Origin of the sequence: Streptomyces sp. E11-3 (assembly GCF_046540415.1) — a bacterium.
Classification (GTDB): Bacteria; Actinomycetota; Actinomycetes; order Streptomycetales; family Streptomycetaceae; genus Streptomyces.
Genome location: NZ_JAZGRL010000002.1, coordinates 1,883,985 through 1,899,269, shown reverse-complemented (window position 1 = coordinate 1,899,269; position 15,285 = coordinate 1,883,985). Strand labels below are relative to the sequence as shown.

At 72.9% G+C, this 15,285-nt stretch carries 13 protein-coding genes; 1 reads left to right on the top strand and 12 read right to left on the bottom strand.

Annotation, left to right across the window (positions count from 1 at the left end; all coding sequences use genetic code 11):
* Nucleotides 1–27: 27 nt before the first annotated feature.
* The 4 genes from U9R90_RS27720 to U9R90_RS27705 form a co-directional block, all read right to left on the bottom strand.
* Entirely contained in the window at nucleotides 28–1,785 is a 1,758-nt protein-coding gene (locus tag U9R90_RS27720; protein WP_411059412.1) for a trypsin-like peptidase domain-containing protein, read from the bottom strand.
* Nucleotides 1,782–2,123: a CU044_2847 family protein gene (locus U9R90_RS27715; RefSeq protein ID WP_411059411.1), complete on the bottom strand. Its 342-nt coding sequence runs from the start codon at nucleotides 2,121–2,123 to the stop codon at nucleotides 1,782–1,784. Before U9R90_RS27715 ends, U9R90_RS27720 begins: the two co-directional genes overlap by 4 nt.
* Before the next feature lie 102 nt (nucleotides 2,124–2,225).
* Complete coding sequence (locus U9R90_RS27710; protein WP_411059410.1) at nucleotides 2,226–3,569, bottom strand: carboxyl transferase domain-containing protein; 1,344 nt, start codon at nucleotides 3,567–3,569, stop codon at nucleotides 2,226–2,228.
* A complete protein-coding gene (locus U9R90_RS27705) occupies nucleotides 3,562–4,851 on the bottom strand; it encodes an AMP-binding protein (RefSeq protein ID WP_411059409.1) in 1,290 nt (429 codons plus the stop codon). The genes U9R90_RS27710 and U9R90_RS27705 overlap by 8 nt, the downstream gene beginning before the upstream one ends.
* A 136-nt stretch (nucleotides 4,852–4,987) precedes the next feature.
* Between U9R90_RS27705 and U9R90_RS27700 the strand changes: the two genes are divergently transcribed.
* Entirely contained in the window at nucleotides 4,988–5,647 is a 660-nt protein-coding gene (locus tag U9R90_RS27700; RefSeq protein ID WP_411059408.1) for a hypothetical protein, read from the top strand.
* Here U9R90_RS27700 and U9R90_RS27695 read toward each other — a convergent pair.
* Genes U9R90_RS27695 through U9R90_RS27660 form a run of 8 tightly spaced genes read right to left on the bottom strand, consistent with a single transcriptional unit; the run spans nucleotide 5,556 to nucleotide 15,141 of the window.
* Nucleotides 5,556–6,368, bottom strand: coding sequence for an FkbM family methyltransferase (locus U9R90_RS27695; RefSeq protein ID WP_411059407.1), 813 nt, complete (start codon nucleotides 6,366–6,368; stop codon nucleotides 5,556–5,558). The genes U9R90_RS27700 and U9R90_RS27695 overlap by 92 nt on opposite strands.
* Entirely contained in the window at nucleotides 6,365–6,592 is a 228-nt protein-coding gene (locus tag U9R90_RS27690) for a Trm112 family protein (RefSeq protein WP_411059406.1), read from the bottom strand. Before U9R90_RS27690 ends, U9R90_RS27695 begins: the two co-directional genes overlap by 4 nt.
* Entirely contained in the window at nucleotides 6,582–7,487 is a 906-nt protein-coding gene (locus tag U9R90_RS27685; RefSeq protein ID WP_411059405.1) for a hypothetical protein, read from the bottom strand. The genes U9R90_RS27690 and U9R90_RS27685 overlap by 11 nt, the downstream gene beginning before the upstream one ends.
* Nucleotides 7,488–7,501: 14 nt before the next feature.
* Nucleotides 7,502–8,233 carry a class I SAM-dependent methyltransferase gene (locus U9R90_RS27680; protein ID WP_411059404.1) on the bottom strand — a complete coding sequence of 244 codons (732 nt, stop codon included), beginning with the start codon at nucleotides 8,231–8,233 and terminating at the stop codon, nucleotides 7,502–7,504.
* Complete coding sequence (locus U9R90_RS27675; RefSeq protein WP_411059403.1) at nucleotides 8,230–9,654, bottom strand: condensation protein; 1,425 nt, start codon at nucleotides 9,652–9,654, stop codon at nucleotides 8,230–8,232. Before U9R90_RS27675 ends, U9R90_RS27680 begins: the two co-directional genes overlap by 4 nt.
* Nucleotides 9,651–9,836, bottom strand: coding sequence for a hypothetical protein (locus U9R90_RS27670; protein WP_411059402.1), 186 nt, complete (start codon nucleotides 9,834–9,836; stop codon nucleotides 9,651–9,653). The genes U9R90_RS27675 and U9R90_RS27670 overlap by 4 nt, the downstream gene beginning before the upstream one ends.
* Nucleotides 9,833–14,473 carry an alpha-(1->3)-arabinofuranosyltransferase family protein gene (locus U9R90_RS27665; RefSeq protein ID WP_411059819.1) on the bottom strand — a complete coding sequence of 1,547 codons (4,641 nt, stop codon included), beginning with the start codon at nucleotides 14,471–14,473 and terminating at the stop codon, nucleotides 9,833–9,835. Before U9R90_RS27665 ends, U9R90_RS27670 begins: the two co-directional genes overlap by 4 nt.
* Nucleotides 14,470–15,141 (bottom strand): class I SAM-dependent methyltransferase, encoded by a 672-nt coding sequence (locus U9R90_RS27660; protein ID WP_411059818.1) that lies wholly within the window; start codon nucleotides 15,139–15,141, stop codon nucleotides 14,470–14,472. Before U9R90_RS27660 ends, U9R90_RS27665 begins: the two co-directional genes overlap by 4 nt.
* Between the last annotated feature and the right edge of the window lie 144 nt (nucleotides 15,142–15,285).

Below are 15,285 nucleotides of genomic sequence, written 5' to 3'. Positions count from 1 at the left end.
TCGTACAGGGTGCGTGGTGCGTGTGCGTCAGCCGACCGGTGAGTGCGTGGGGCCGGTCGTCGTGGGGAAGCATCTGGGGTCCTCCCACAGGAGGGCGAGCTCGTGCGCCCAGTGCTGCTCGGGTTCGGCGGACATATACGCGCGTTCCCGCAACTTGAGTACGTGGTACGGGATGTCGCCGGGCGGCAGCTTCGCCAGGTACTCGGCGAGTGCGTCCAGGAACGCGCTGCCCGAGCACCCTGTGTCCCGGCCGTCGGGCGCATGGTCCCCCTGGCAGCCGGCACGCGGCCACAGCATCACCGGGGCCGGGCCGTTGAGACTCGCCGCGAAGAGCCCTCTGACGCGGGCGGGCTTCGGCGGGGCGGCGAAGCCGACGAGGTCGGTGCTGGTGCGCAGCCGTACCGTCAGCGGGCCAGGGGGCTCGGTGCTGCCGCACTCGATGCGGTGCAGCGCCGCCGACGGCCGCCCGTCGAGCTCCGTCCACTTCTGATGGATCTTGTGCTGGAGCGGATTGCTGCGCCTCCGGTCCAGGTCGAGGACGACCACCGGCGAGAAGCAGCCGAGCGGGGTCGGGTCGTCCTTGCTCCGCTTCCACTGGTGCACAGGCTGGTTGAGCCACTCGCGCGGCAGTACGAAGGCGATCAGTTCGCTGGCGCCGGGTTCGAGTTCACCGAAGGCCTCGTCGATACGCTTCAGGGCGTACTCGCGCACCCGGCTCTTCGGCAGCGTACGGGAGCCGACGAGGGACCGTCCGCCCGCGCGGTACGCGGACACCTCGACCAGGAACTGGTTCCGCCCGGCTCCGCTGTGCGCGATCTCCACGAGGATGGGCGACCAGCGCCGGGCAGCTTTCGTGGGTCTCCCGCACACGTCCGGCTCGTGCGTACGTCGTCCACGCGGCCAGCACCGCAGCGCGCGCCGGACCCCCGCGTCCTCGGTGAAGTCGGCGAGCCGGGCGGCGAACCGCGGGACCGATCCGGTGTCCGGTACCTCCGACAGAAGATGCCAGGCGGCGTCCCAGAGCGTGCCGAACCGCTGCGGCGGCAGCGGCGGGCCGAGCTCGCCCACGGCTTCCCGGTAGAGCTGGTCCGGGCTGCACCCGGCGTGCCGCACGCCCCGGGCGCCCGCCGCCTCGACGAGCCCGCGCAGCTCCGCCTTGTCCTGGCGCCCGTACGCCGGTGTCGGGATCAGCTCGCAGATGCGGGGCCAGTAGCGGGCCATGACCTGGGCGGGCAGCATCCGTCCGGTACGCACCCGGGGGTCGCCCGCGACGGCGGTGACCATGCCGACCACCTGTCCGCTGTCGGCGAGCACCACGGCGGCCCCGCTGAACCCGGGGGCCAGCGGTTGGCCATGCCCGCTCCAGGCCTCCAGCTGAACCCACTCGCCGGCGATCAACTGGTCGGCGGTGGCGCGGTATTCGGCGAGGCTGCCCTCGTCGTAGTGCTGCGGGAAGCCGTACGTCAGGAGCCTGCGCGGCGGGTCGCCGTAGGCGTCGGTCAGGGGCGCGAACTCGGCGGGTGTGACCGGCACCGGGCGGCTCAGCTCCAGTACGGCGAGGTCGCCCGGATCCGTCTCCCGGCCATCCCAGCCGCCGTGCGCGACCACCGCCGCCGGGAGCTCACCGAGCTGCCCGGTTCCGTGCGCGAAGGTCACGGTGACGGGGTGGGCAGGGCTGCGCGCGACCACATGGGCGCAGGTCAGCACATGGCGCTCGGTGACCAGGAAGCCGGCGCCCAGCTCGCCCCCGCAGCTGATCCGGGCGTGCCAGGAAGAACTGGTCACGGCTGTGGGTCGGCCGCCGACCGGGTACTACCGGGCGCCCAGGCCAGCTTGACCACCAGGTGGCCCTCCAGGGCGCTCTTGGCGATCAGGGCACCGGCCTCGGCCGTGAGCTTCACCCCGAACTCGATCTCCACGGAGTCGGGGTTGAGCGAACCGTCACGGAAGACGCGGAGCGCGGACTCCGCGGCGGCCCGGACGCCGTCGAGGGAGTCCGTGAAGGCGCGGGGCGTCCGGTCCCCGCCGTTGCGTCCGACGAGCCGGGCGCCGGAGTCGTTGTCCGCGGGTTCGACGGCGAAGACCACGCCGTCGTCCGTCTTGAACTCCATCGGTCCGTCCACGCCGCCCCCGTTGATCTGCGTGCGCCCTGGTCGGCGCGCACGTACCGGCCAACACCATTGTGACGTGCGGGACTTGTGATTGTCAGCCGTTTCCCCGGCGACTCACGGCGTCACCAGGCCCCGTACGACGCCGAGTTCGACCAGATCCTGCGGGCGCGGGCGCAGGTCGTCGGCGGTCGCCTGGATCTGGGATACGTCGCGCTTGAGGATCGCCGCCGCGAGCTCCGGGGCGATGACGGAGAAGTAGCTGTCCGGCGTCGCCCAGGTGTTGTCCGGCGCCGCGAGGGCCAGCGCGCCGCCGGAGCCGCCCTCGCCGATGACCAGCGTGGTCACCGGCACCGCGCAGTCGGCGACCGCGGCGAACAGGTCGGCGATCGCCGCGCCCGCGCCCACCCGCTCCGCCGCCGCGTCGTTCGCGGCGCCAGGCGTGTCGACCAGGGTCAGCACCGGGATACGGAGGCGTTCCGCGAGCCGGATCAGGCGGGCCGCGGTGCGGTACCCGGACGGCCGGGTCGCGGTCCCGCACTGGGCCGCGTACGCGATCGTCCGGCCGTCGCGCAGCCCGAAGCCGCAGAGCATCCCCGGATCGGCGCCACCGCAGCGGTCACCCTGGACCGAGGCGCGCTCGGTGAAGTACGCGTCCAGATAGGCCGTGGCGCGCGGGCGCTCGGGCGCTCGGGCGCGCAGCACCGCGTCCCAGCCGGTGGCGGGCAGGTCCGTGCGGCCGAGCGCGGCAGGCGGATCGGCCGGCGCGGGCGTGGTGCCCGGCGCGGCGCCCGAGGTGAGCAGGGCCAGCCGCAGCGCCACGGCCGCCCGCAGCTCCCCATGCCGTACGACCGTGTCGACATGGCCCGCGGCGAGCTGGGACTCCGCGGTGTACGCGACCGGGTCGGCGTCGGCCGGCCGGACCCGGGAGCCCGCGAAGCCGACCTGGGCGCCGCGCAGCGCGAGCACCACATCGGCCCCGGCGCCCAGCGTCGCCCAGCCGCCGCCGGTGGCCGGGTCGCGCAGGACGGCGATCTGCGGCAGCCCGGCCGCCCGCGTCAGCGTCGACTGCCTGGCCACGCGCTGGAGTTGGGTCAGCGCCCGCATGCCCTCCTGCATGCGGCTGCCGCCCGTCGCGATCAGCGAGACGACGGGCAGCCGGTGCTCGCGGGCGTAGGTGTAGGCCGCTTCCAGACGGTCGCCGGTGCGCTCGCCGAGCGATCCGCCGAGGAAGCCGAACTCGAAGGAGATCAGGACCAGGGCGCGGCCCGCGAGCTCGGCTCGGCCGCAGACGACGGACTCCTGCTCGCCGGTGCGCTCCATGGCGCGGCCGCGCGAGTCGTCGTAGCCCGGCCAGTCGAGCGGTCCGTTCTCCTTGTGCACGCCGTCCGGCGCGGGGAACTCGGTGAAGGCGTCGGCGACTTCGGCGATCGCCCCGCGCGCTGTCATACGGTCAGCCATCGAGACCACCGCGCTCGCTCGTGCCGGTGTCGCCGCCGCCCAGGGCACGCTTCATGACCTTGCCCATGTCGTTGCGCGGCAGGGCGTCGAGCTGGCGTACGACGCGGGGGCGCTTGTGCGGGGCCAGCTGGGTGGCCACATGCCGGGCCAACTCCTCCTGCCCTGGAGGCTGTCGCGGGTCCGTCGGCACGATCCAGGCCACGATCCGCTCGCCCAGGTCGGCGTCCGGCTCACCGGTCACGGCCGCCTCCCGTACGCCCGGGTGCTCAAGCAGCGTGTTCTCGATCTCACCCGCGCCGATCTTGTAGCCGCCGCTCTTGATGAGGTCGGTGGCCTTGCGTCCCACGATCCGCACCGAGCCGTCGGGGTCGCGGGCGGCCATGTCTCCGGTACGGAACCAGCCGTCGGCGGTGAAGGCGTCGGCGGTCGCGTCCGGCCGGTTCAGGTACTCGGTGAACAGGTTCGGGCCGCGGACCTGGATCTCGCCGATGACCTCCGGGTCATCGGCGATCAGGGAGCCCGTCTCGTCGACCAGCCGCAGCTCGACCCCGCGCAACGGAACCCCCACGGTCCCGGCGCGTGCCTCACCGTCCACCCGGACACTTGCCACACGGGAAGAGCACAGCATCAGGGTCTCGGTCATCCCATACCGCTCGATGACACGTCGCCCCGTGGCGGCCGCGATCCGCTCGTGGTCGTGCACGGGCAGCGCCGCCGATCCGGAGACCAGGAGCCGCGCCCCGGACAGGGCCTTGGCCAGCTCGGCGTCGTCGCCGTCGAGCGACTCGGCGATGCGGTGGTACATGGTCGGCACGCCGAACATCATGGTGGCGCCGTCCGTCAGCTCCCGCGCCACGCCCTCGGTGCTGAACCGCCCCAGATGGCGCACCTCGCCGCCGCGACGCAGCGGCCCGAGGATGCCGAGGATCAGCCCGTGCACATGGAAGAGCGGCAGCGCGTGCACGAGGGCGTCGTCGGCGGTCCACTGCCAGGCGTCCTGGAGTGCGTCCAGGGTCGCGGCGATGGCGCGGCGCGGCAGTACGGCGCCCTTGGGAGGGCCGGTGGTGCCTGAGGTGTAGACGATGAGGGCGGGGNTCTCGGCGACGGTGGCGCCGAGTTCGCGGCGGGCGTCCTCGACGAGGCCGGGGTTGTGGTCGGCCATGCGCCGCAGGAGGACGAGTTGGAAGTGGCGAGGGGTGAAGGGGGTGGCCGGGGTCGCGGGGCGGTCGGGCATGGGGTCCATGGTGGCGCAGCCCGGCCGCCGGGCCACCCCACCTCGCATGTGCGCCGTGCGGCGGTCCCGGGTCCCCCGAGCGGCGGAGCCGGATCCGTCGCCGAGGTGATCCGCGCGGGTCCGGCGTCGGCGATCTTTGGAGCAGGCCGGGCACCTGCCGCCCCGCCGGATCGGAGAACCGTCCATGACCAGCCGTGTCGTACCCGCCATACGCGCCCAGGCCCCGCCACCGCCCGGGCGGCTGCGCGCCGCCTGGGCCGCCGCCCACGCGCCGGTCGCCGGGGTCCAGCGGTGGGCGCGGATCGCCGCGTACACCGTCCCGTTCACCGTGCTGCCGTCGAGCCTGTGGCGATTGGGGATCATCTTCGACGAGGGCGCCGCGAGCAGGTCGGGGGATCTCCCGTCGTGGCTGCCGATCCAGGCGTACGTGGTCCTCCTGTCGGTGTTCTCGGAGGTGGTCGCGTTCGCCGCGATCGGGCTGATCGCGGCGTGGGGCGAGGTGTTCCCGCGCTGGGTCCCGGTGCTGCGCGGGCGCCGGGTACCGACCGCCGCCGCCGTCGTACCGGCCGCCTTCGGCGCGGTGCTGCTGACGGCCCTGTGGACCGCCGGCTTCGCCGCCCACGCCGCCGGCCTCACCCTCACCGGAGAACCGACCCCCAGCGACTTCCCCTCAGCGGTGGGTGGCTGGGAGGCCGCGGTGTTCTACGCCAGCTACCTGCCGCTGCTGCTCTGGGGACCCCTGCTCGGGGTGGTCACGGTCGCCTACGCGCGGCGGCGGCGTCGCGCCGGTCAGCCAGCTGTGCGCCAGGGCGGCGGCCGTCCGGCAGGAACAGGACCGAGTTGACGTAGCGGGGGCCGCGGAAGGGGAGGACCCGGCGCAGCAGGCCCCGGGTCACCACGTGGGCCGTACGGGACTGGTGGGACTCCAGGTCGAAGTCGTCCAGCGGAATCCAGCTGTCCCCGGGCAGCACCCAGCCGCGGTAGCCGTGCTCGGCGAGCAGGTCGAGCACCGGGGCCACCGGCTGGATACGGGCCTCCAGCTCGACGATCAGGGCCGGGCGGTCCCGGTCCAGGAGGTGGACGGTGCCGCGCAGTACGGGCAGTTCGTTGCCGTCGACGTCGATCTTGATGAAGTGGACGTCGCGCAGGTCGAGTCCGTCCAGGGTCACACAGCGGACGTCCACGGCGCGGGCGTGGATGTCCCGGCGGACGAGTGAGGAGACGCCGCGTTCGCCCCGGTCGCCCGCCGGCAGCCACAGCCGCGCGGTGCCGGGCTGGTCAGAGGCGGCGGCCTGTAAGACCCGCACGTTGCGGGGGACGGCGGCCCGTAGCGTACGGGCCAGATGCGGCACCGGCTCCACGGTGACCACGCGCCGGGCGCGCCGGGCCAGGCGGCGTGACCAGGGCCCGTACCAGCCGCCGACGTCGATCGCCGTGCCGCAGTCGGGCGGGCAGAAGTCGGCGAGGTGGGCCAGCTCAGGTTCGAAGCGCGGGTAGAGGAAGGCTGCCGCCGCGCCGACCAGCCGGGGCGGAAGCAGCGGCCCGATGCGCGCGGCGAGCGTCATGACAGTTCCGGTTCCGTGGCCTCGATGCGTTTCAGCAGGCTCTCGTGTTCCTCGTCCGGGACCTGCTCGCCGGAGGACGGCAGCAGCTGCGGGATGCCGTCGATGATCGGGTAGCGGCGGCGCAGCCGGGGGTTGTAGAGGATGTTCTCCGGGGAGAGGAGGTGCAGCGTGCCCTTGTCGAGGGGGCAGGCGAGTATCTTCAGTAGCGGGTCGTCAGGATTCATGGCTGGTCAGCTCCTTGGTGGGTGGGTCGGGTTGGGGGTCGTGCCGGGGCAGCGCCAGCAGGACGGATACGGCCAGCGCGGTGCCCGCGAGCCGCAGCGCGAGCCGCAGCGGGTCCTCGGGCAGCGGCTCGCCGAAGGCCAGCGTGCCGAGCACGGCGGTGAACAGAGCGGTGACCGTCGTACAGACGGGGACGATCAGTGAGGCGCGGGAGCGCTGCAGCGCCGCCTGCGACATGATCAGCCCGAACGCCCCGGTGAAGAGCAGCAGATACGGATACGGCGACGCCAGCAGGTCGCGGATCGCACCGCCGATATCGGAGGTGGTCAGATGGCTGGACACGCCCTTGATGGCGAGCGAGCTCACCCCGTAGAGCAGGCCCACCGCGACGCCGTACTCGACGCCGCTGGACGGCAGCCGGTGCCGGTGCTTCGACCGGCGCTCGGCGGCCCCGTACAGCCACAGCCCCGCGGCCAGCGACGGCAGGCAGATCAGCAGGATCAGCGTGGTCGGCGCGTGCTGGCTGACCGTGTCCGAGTCCTCGCGCAGCGACAGGACGACCATCAGCAGCGCGGCCAGGATCGCGCCGATCGCGTACTTCTCGCGGCCCGTCGTCTGCTCGCCGAGCAGCCGGGACGACAGCAGGACGAGCAGGACGAGACCGGAGACGAAGATGCCCTGCGCGGCCGCGATCGGCAGCGTCCGGTAGACGGCGAGCTGCGCCCCGAACCCGGCGGCCAGGGCCAGCGATCCGCCGATCCACAGCGGGGTGCCCAGGACATGCCGCAGCAGGGTCAGCGGGCGCCGCGTGGACAGCGAAGGCAGCGTCGACAGCGCCCGCTTCTCCAGCACGAAGCCCACGCTGTAGAGCGTGTTCGCCAGCAGGGCGGCAGCCACCCCCCACCACACGGTCAGGTCCTGCGGGCGTGGACGAGCAGGATCGAGGCGGCACTTGGTCGGACACAGGCCAACCGGTCCAGTGGCCGCAGCGGACGCGGCACCCCGTGAAACGGCGCCCCCGCGACCCGTACGACCTCGAAGCCCGACGCGGTGAGGAACTCGCGCAGCGCGCGGGCCGTGTAGAGCCTCAGATGGCCCACCACCTCGGTGCCCGGGCGGCCGTGGATGCCGCGCAGGCTGACCTCCGAGAAGACCGGCTGCACCCCGGCGAGCAGCAGGGCGCGGTTGTACCAGGCGGCCAGGTTCGGCGTGGACAGCATCAGGTGGCCCTTCGGCTTCAGGACGCGGCGCAGCTCGTCCAGGGCGCTGTCCGGGTCGACCAGGTGCTCGATGACCTCGCTGAACAGCACCGCGTCGGCCGAGCCGTCCGCCAACGGCAGCCCGCCGTCGGTCAGTTCACCCCGTACGACATGGGTCATATGGGCCTGGGCGCGCTTCAGCGCGTCCTGCGACCAGTCGATGCCGATCACCCGGTGGCCCGCGAGCAGCGGGGCCGCGGTCCTGGCCGCGGTGCCGTCGCCGCAGCCGACGTCCAGGACGGTGGCGGGCGTCGCGCCCGCGGGGCCGAGCGCCTGGGCGAGCATCCTGGCCTGGCGGAGGCTGCGGGCGTCGCCCGATGCGACCGGGACGGCCGGGTCCTCGTAGAAGTCGCGCAGTCCGTTCTTCGGGAGCGTGGTGGTCATGAGTCCCCCTTGGTCGGCTGCGACTGAACTGACTGATGCGACTGATGTGCCGGTGGTGCTGCTGGTGTCGGTGTTGTCGGTGGTGCTGGGAGTTGGGTGGCGTGCAGATAGTGCTCGAACAGGTCGCGCAGATGCGCCCCGTCGCCGTGGCTGAGGAGCGTCTTGGACCAGCGCAGGGCGAGATGCAGCCGCCCGTCGGTGGACGCGGTGGTCACCGTGAGCCCGCGCGGGACGCGGGCGGGCGCGGAGAACCACACGGCCTTCGCCCGGCCCGCGTCACCGAAGTCCAGCGGGTACGGAATCCGGCCGATGTTGCTGAGCAGCGTCGTCGAGGTCCAGGGACCCGCAGCCCGGCGCAGCCCACGGGTGAGGGCGGCCCGCCAGGCGACCGGCAGCACCGGCGCGGTGAGCAGCGCCGCGCCGTGGCCCAGCTGCGGGCGGCTGAGCGCCTTGAGGGTGCGGGTGCGCTCCGACGTGAGGCGCAGCAACTCCCGGATGCGGTCGGGGGACACCTCCTCGGTGGCGCGGTCCTGCGCCAGCTCGGCCGCGGCGAAGGGGACCTCGACCAGCCGGGTGCCGTTGCCGATCGGCATGTCGGCGCCGCGGCTGCGGTCGTCGACGGGCATGGTGATCCGCATCGGGCGCGCCGGGCGGCCGTGCTCGCGGTTCCAGTGCGCGAGCGTCAGCGCGGTGCTCACCATGAGCTGGTCGTTGACGGTGTACGGGGCGCCCTTCGGGCGGTGCGGCACCGGGAGTTCGGCCAGCAGCATGCCGTTGCCGGGGGCGCGTTCGGGTGTGCCGGGGGCGACATGCGCGGGCCGGGACCAGCCGCTGGGCATGTGGTCGGGCTCCCTGCGGGCCTCGGGCGTGCCGGGCGGGCGCACCCGCGGCGCGGCGGGCGAGTTGTCCCGGCCGCCGTACAGCTCGGCTGCCGTGGCCAGCACCCGCATACAGGCCGGGCCGTCCAGGGCGGTGTGGTTCATGACGAGGATGAGGGCGCAGCCGTCCTTGTCATCCGGGTTGTCGACCACCTCCAGGCGGATCGGCGGCGAAGCCGACAGCGGCGGTGCGTCTCTCAGCGAACGCTCGCGCGCGTCCTTGAGCGCGTCCGGTCCCGGCGGCGGGAAGCTCACCGGCTCCACATCCGGCAGCCGGGTGAGCTCCCACTCGTAGCGCCTGCGGTACCAGCGGCCCGGCGCCTCCCGCATCAGAGCACGCGGGTGCCGCGCCAGCGCCCCCGTGAAGGCCTTGCGCAGGCGCGCCGGATCCGGGCGCCCCGGCAGGTGCACCTCGATGTGGACGGTCTCCGGCTCCTCCTCCTGAAGGCAGTGCCGGGCGACCTCGTCCACCACGGGGAACGGCACCCGCGCGCCGGGCGCCGAAGCGCCCGGGCGCGGGGCCGACTGCTGCACGGCTGTCACTGCTGCGCCTCCCCGATGTGGCCGGTGTCGGCGTGGCGCGTGCGCCGTACGCCCCGTCCGGCCCGGTCCGTTGGACGGGTCCAGGCTTCCACCGTGCCCGGTATGGGCGCCTGTGCCCAGCCGGTGCGCAGGGTCGACCGGGTGTCCTGGGAATCCCGGGCGGGACGGACGGGACGGGTCACTTGCTGTCACCTTCCCTCGGGTCGGGCGGCGGGGTGTCCGACGGAGGTGTGTCGGACGGGGTCTCCTCCTGGCCGGACGGACCGGACGGACCGGACGGACCGGACGCGCCGGACTCACCGGACTGGTCTGACTGGTCCGGCTTGTGGAGCGAGAAGCGGGTCGTCGCCGGGTCGTCCGGGGCCGGTTGCGGTACGGACGGACCCGCGGCGGACTCGCCGTGCGCGGCGGCCGTGCCCAGCGGCGGGGTCGCCCCCGCGGCCTGCGGGCTCTCGGTGCCCGTGCCCTCGCCCTCGTCCGGGTGGCGACGCGGCAGCGGTGCCGTCTCGGGGTCGGCGGCCGGGACCTGGGGACCCGGCTGGGCCGGTGCGGGCGCCGGTGCGGCGACCGGCGTCGCCGGTCCCGTCCCCGGTGCGTACGGGCCGAGCGGCAGCGTGGACCCGGCCGGAACCGGCGTCACCGACGGAGCCGCCTCGGGCTCCCGCGCCGCCTCCGTCTCCTCGCGCCCCGTCACCAGCGCCGCGAACAGCGCCACCAGGGCCAGGATCTGGGCCGCGGGCGAGAACGCGCCCGAACCCTCGGACACCGCCTCACCGGCACCGATCGCCGCGGCGATGCCCGCCCCGGCCATCGCCACCAGCGCGATCGGCACCAGCAGCGAACGCCGCCACCAGGCCACCACCGCGAGCGCCGGGACCAGCAGGCCGAACGGCCCGGCGATCACCACGCCGATGAGGGTGAGGACGACCGTACCCAGGATCAGCCCCGGAGCCGGCGGCACCGGCGAAGGACCGTCAGCGTTCTCCTCGTTACGACGGAACAGCACCAGGCCAAGCAGGAGCAGCACCGCGACGCCGCCGCCGATCAGCCCGGCCTCGTACACCTGGGCGGGCCGGTACTCCAGCTTGACCGTGCCGCCCTCGCCCTCGGGGATCAGCCAGCCCTGCTGCCAGCCGTCGAGCCGCAGCGAGGTCAGCTCCTTGCCGTTGAGGGTGGCCTTCCAGCCGTCGTTGGCGTTCTCGTACATCGAGAGATACGAGGCGTCGCCCGCGCCGACGGTCAGCGCACGGCGGTCGCCCGCCCAGTCGCTCACCTTCACCTCACGGTCGGCGGCCGCGGCCGTGGAGCCGGAGGCCGTCTCCAGGCCCGCGCCCTGCGTCAGCGAGATGTCCGTGATGACCAGCGGGCCCTTGTCGGCCGCGTCAACCCGGTGCTCGCCCGAGCCGAGCGAGACCGTGCCGTCCGCGTCTTCGCCCGTGCAGAGCGTCAGCTCGATCGGCCTGCGCTGCGTCAGGTCGCTCACCGTGCCCTTGGCGCTGGTGCTGTACATCTCGCCGCCGATGGCGACCTCGGGGCCCTCGCCGCAGGCGACCTCGAAGCTGCGCTCCGGGTCGGGCTGCGGGGTGCGGTACTTGTCGTCGAGCCCCGGTACGTGCACCTCGGTGAGCCCCACCGGCAGCTGCAACTGCTCGTCCGCGAGGGAGTTGTGCAGTGTCAGTGGCGCCGACTTGGTGATCGTGATGTCCATACGGTCGGTGGTGATCGGCTCGAAGCGCGCGATGCCGTTCTCGTCGACACCCGCGGTGGTCGCCCCGTCCGGGGAGCTGATCTCGACCTTCTCGGGCCGGGTCGACAGGCCGCCGGCCGCGGCGAACACGATCTCGCCGACCGGCTGCTTGTCGGGCCAGGTCAGATGCAGCACCGCGCTGTCCCCGGCGATCCACGCCGTGGTCAGGTCACCGTCGGTGAGGTTGCGCGGTGAGACGTTCGGGCCGAGCCCGGCCGTGGAGTCGGCGCTCACCTTGAGGCGCTTGTCCTGCTCGGGCGCCACGCCGTACAGCAGCTCGTCCAGCTCGTTGCCGGGCACCGGCAGGGCACTCGCCTTGAAGGTGTACTCGCCGGAGCTCTTGGTGGTGAACTGCCGGTGCAGGCCCACCTCGGCGGAGTTCGGGGCCAGACCGCCGGGGTCGGCGGCGCGGTGCATCGAGTACGTCGTCGACTCGGCGTCGACGCCCTCCGCGTCCTTCGGGAGCTCCAGAACCCGGTTCACCGTGACATCCGGGATGGTGATCTCGGCGAATCCGGCGCCGGAGAGTCCGGGACGTGCCTCCTCGACATCGAGGATGGTGATCTTCAGCCAGGCCGCTTCGCCCTTGGGCGCCTTGATCTTCTGCGGGGTGCCGTTCGGCAGCAGACTGCTGACCACCGAGGCCTGGTCACTCTCCACGCGCACCTTGGTGGGCGCGGCCCGCACCTGGTCCTGCGCCAGCGGGATGACCGACAGCGTGGCCGGGATGTCCGTCTTCTTGTCGAACTCGACGCGCAGCCACTGGCCCTCGGGCTTGCCCGCGGTGCCCTCGGCCCAGGCGGTGTCGCCGTTGCCGTCGAAGGCGTTCACCGGGTCGTACTGCGGCAGATGGAACAGCCAGTTGCCACTGGAGGACGCGGTCACCGACTTGGCGCCGTCGATGACGGCCGTCGTCTGATGCTCGACACCCTTGTTCGGCAGGATCTGCAGTGGCTTCTCGCCGGGGTTCTGCAGGCTCCCGCTGTGGTTCTTCTCGTCGCGTGTGTACGTGTACGAGGTGCCCGAGTTGACCAGTCCGAAGCGGGTGTCCGCACGCCGCAGTCCGTCGCCCACCGCGAGCAGCGACGGCTCGCCGAGCCCCGGGTGGTTGTCACCGGTGAGCACCGCCGGACGGTCGCGCATCGCCGGGTCGGCGGACAGCGGAAGCAGCGCCTCCGGGCCGCCGCTGACCACGGCCGTGTCGGCGACCGGCTGCACGCCGACCTGGCCGGGGCGCCGGGTCTGGTCGCTGGGCTGGTAGATCTCCACCGCCCGCTGCCTCGGGTAGAGGCCCTCGACCTGGATCGGGGTCTCGTCCGCGATCCGGCCGCCGGTCATCTGCGGGCCGAATCCGGTGACCCGCTCGTACCCCGAGGACTCCAGCGTCCGCTTCACGGTCGCGGTGGGTACGTAGCCCACCTGGTCCGGGTCGAGGTCATTGCGTACGACGACGAAGTGCAGCCCGGAGCGGCTCAGATAGTCCTGCAGCCCCGGCACCGAACCGCCGGTCAGCAGTGCCTGCTCCACGGCGTCCATGGCGCGCCGGTTGCCCGGAGTGCCGAAGGGAACGTAGTCACGCTGCGCCCAGCGGGACTCGGCGAGCACGTCGAGCGGCTGGTCGATGGGGGAGCCCCAGGTGTAGATGCCGTGCGCGGTGGCCGGGACCACCAGGGCACGGGAGTCGGGGGAGTACTCCTCCAGCCAGCTCGCGGTCGACTTCCAGTACTTGGGCAGCTCCTGGAAGGAACCCGGCTGCAGGATCGAGCCGTTGACATAGGGGAGCGCGAGCCCCGGGATGACCAGGAGCGCCGCGATCGCCGGCATGAAGCGGCGGCCGGGCACCGGACGGGCGCCGCGCCGCTCGGCGGCCACGGCCACCAGGTGGATGAGTCCGAGGGCGAGCGCCAGGGCGAGCCCGGTCTGGAACTTGTAGATGTTGCGGAACGGCACCAGCCAGCCGTTCAGCCAGTCCTGCACCGTCGAGTGGAAGAGCCCGCCGAACGTACCGCCGTACCCGGCCAGCGTGACCAGCGCGACGGCCGCGACCGTCAGCACCAGCCAGCGGCGCTCCGGCAGATCGCGCCGGGCCAGGCCCGCCAGGCCCAGGGCCGCGGCGAACGCGGAGCCCAGGATGGCCACGGCCGCGGTGGCGACCGTCCAGCCCGCGGGCAGCCAGGCGTCGCCGAAGTGCAGATACGCCACCCAGTTTCCGGCGCCGCGCAGGGTCTCCGTCGCCGACATGGTGTCGGTCGTGGTCTGCGCGGACTCCACGTACGGCAGGAAGTTCTCGCCGTAGATGCCCTGCAGAAGAAGGGGGACGATCCACCAGGCGGTGGCCAGCAGAACGCCCGGCACCCACCAGGTGATCAGCTTGCGCTTACGGGGACCGTTCGGCCGGGACAGCAGATACAGCGCGACCGGCAGCAGCGACGCCAGCACCGAGGCCGCGTTGACGCCGCCCATGAACGGGATCAGCGCGGCCGAGCGCAGCGCCGCGACCCGTGCGCTGACCTTGTCGTTGGTCAGCGGCAGCAGCACCCAGGGCAGCACCGCGCCGGGCAGCGCCGCCGCCGACGTGGAGCCGATGACGATGGTGTACGTCGGCCACAGCGCGAAGGCCGCGGCGCCAAGGAGCCGGGCGGGCGAACTGCCGATGTTCAGCCGCTCGGCCAGGCGCATCGCCCCCCAGAACGCGGTCGCCACGATCAGCGACATCCACAGCCGCTCGGCCAGCCACACCGGCAGGTTCACCAGATCGGCCAGGTAGTAGAACGGCAGCGAGGGGAAGGCGTAGCCGATGTACTGGTTGGTGAACCCGCCGAATCCGCCCTGGCTCTGCCAGAGCTGGCCCAGTTCACCGAGGAACTTGCCGGGGTCGAGGGCGACCCCCAGCTTGGTCTCGAACGTCATCCGTCCCGGCGAGACCGCCAGGAAGAGGACGAACACCACGGCCCAGAACCCCAGTAGCCACCGCCGGGACCGGGGCCCGTCAGGAGGCGGGCCCTGCGCGGGTCCCCCCGTCGGGACAGGTGCCTGGGGTGGCAGCTGAGGGGTCGTCTGGACCGTGGTCATGGACACCGCCGAAGAATGAGAAGGAGATTCCAGGTCGCGAACTCGCGAAGACCCGGCACTTTGGTGACGGCACCGGCCAGGAACGGCCAGTACCGGGAGCGTGCCGATACGACGGTGACGTCGTCGCGAGACCGCACCTGACGCAAGGTGGGGCCGATGTGAATGGCGTGCAGGTTCTCGCCGAGGGTGTGCTTGGCGGGCCGGCCGGTGCGCCGCTGGTAGCGGGCCACCGCCCGGTCGGCGCCGAGGTAGTGCCAAGGGGCCCACTCGTGGCCGCCCCAGGGCGAGTACCAGTTGGTGAAGGACACGTAGATCAGGCCGCCCGGCCTGGTGACCCGCACCATCTCGCTGAGAAAAGTCTGTGGATCGTCCACGTGCTCAAGCACGTTGGAGGAGAAGGAGACGTCGGCGACGCCGTCCGCGAGGGGCAGCAGATAGCCGTCGGCCAGTACGGCTCCGGTGCCGGGTCCGCTGCCGAGCTCGTGTACGTCCGGCTCGAAGAGGTAGCTCTGGGCGCCGCGGCGGCGGAACTCCTCGGTGAAGTAACCGCCGCCGCCACCGATGTCGACGACGACCTTGCCGTCCAGGCGCTCATGGCGCTCGACCTGGTCCGCGGCGTCCTGGGCGAGCAGCGAGTAGCAGTGCTCGGGGTCCTGCTGCTCGTTCATGAAGGCGCGGAACAGGGCGATGGAGCGCCGCAGTGACGGGTCCTTGAAGCGGCCGAAAGACCGCTCGGGGCGGGTCTTCGCCTTGGCCTTCGCGGTGGCCTTCGCCTTGGTCTTCACCGGTGTCTTCGCCTGTGTGTTCGTCGG

Coding starts and splice junctions, on each gene's coding strand:
- U9R90_RS27680 (WP_411059404.1), bottom strand. CDS start 8,233: ATGACCACCACGCTCCCGAAGAACGGACTGCGCGACTTCTACGAGGAC.
- U9R90_RS27690 (WP_411059406.1), bottom strand. CDS start 6,592: ATGAATCCTGACGACCCGCTACTGAAGATACTCGCCTGCCCCCTCGAC.
- U9R90_RS27660 (WP_411059818.1), bottom strand. CDS start 15,141: ATGAACGAGCAGCAGGACCCCGAGCACTGCTACTCGCTGCTCGCCCAG.
- U9R90_RS27695 (WP_411059407.1), bottom strand. CDS start 6,368: ATGACGCTCGCCGCGCGCATCGGGCCGCTGCTTCCGCCCCGGCTGGTC.
- U9R90_RS27665 (WP_411059819.1), bottom strand. CDS start 14,473: ATGACCACGGTCCAGACGACCCCTCAGCTGCCACCCCAGGCACCTGTC.
- U9R90_RS27710 (WP_411059410.1), bottom strand. CDS start 3,569: ATGGCTGACCGTATGACAGCGCGCGGGGCGATCGCCGAAGTCGCCGAC.
- U9R90_RS27700 (WP_411059408.1), top strand. CDS start 4,988: ATGACCAGCCGTGTCGTACCCGCCATACGCGCCCAGGCCCCGCCACCG.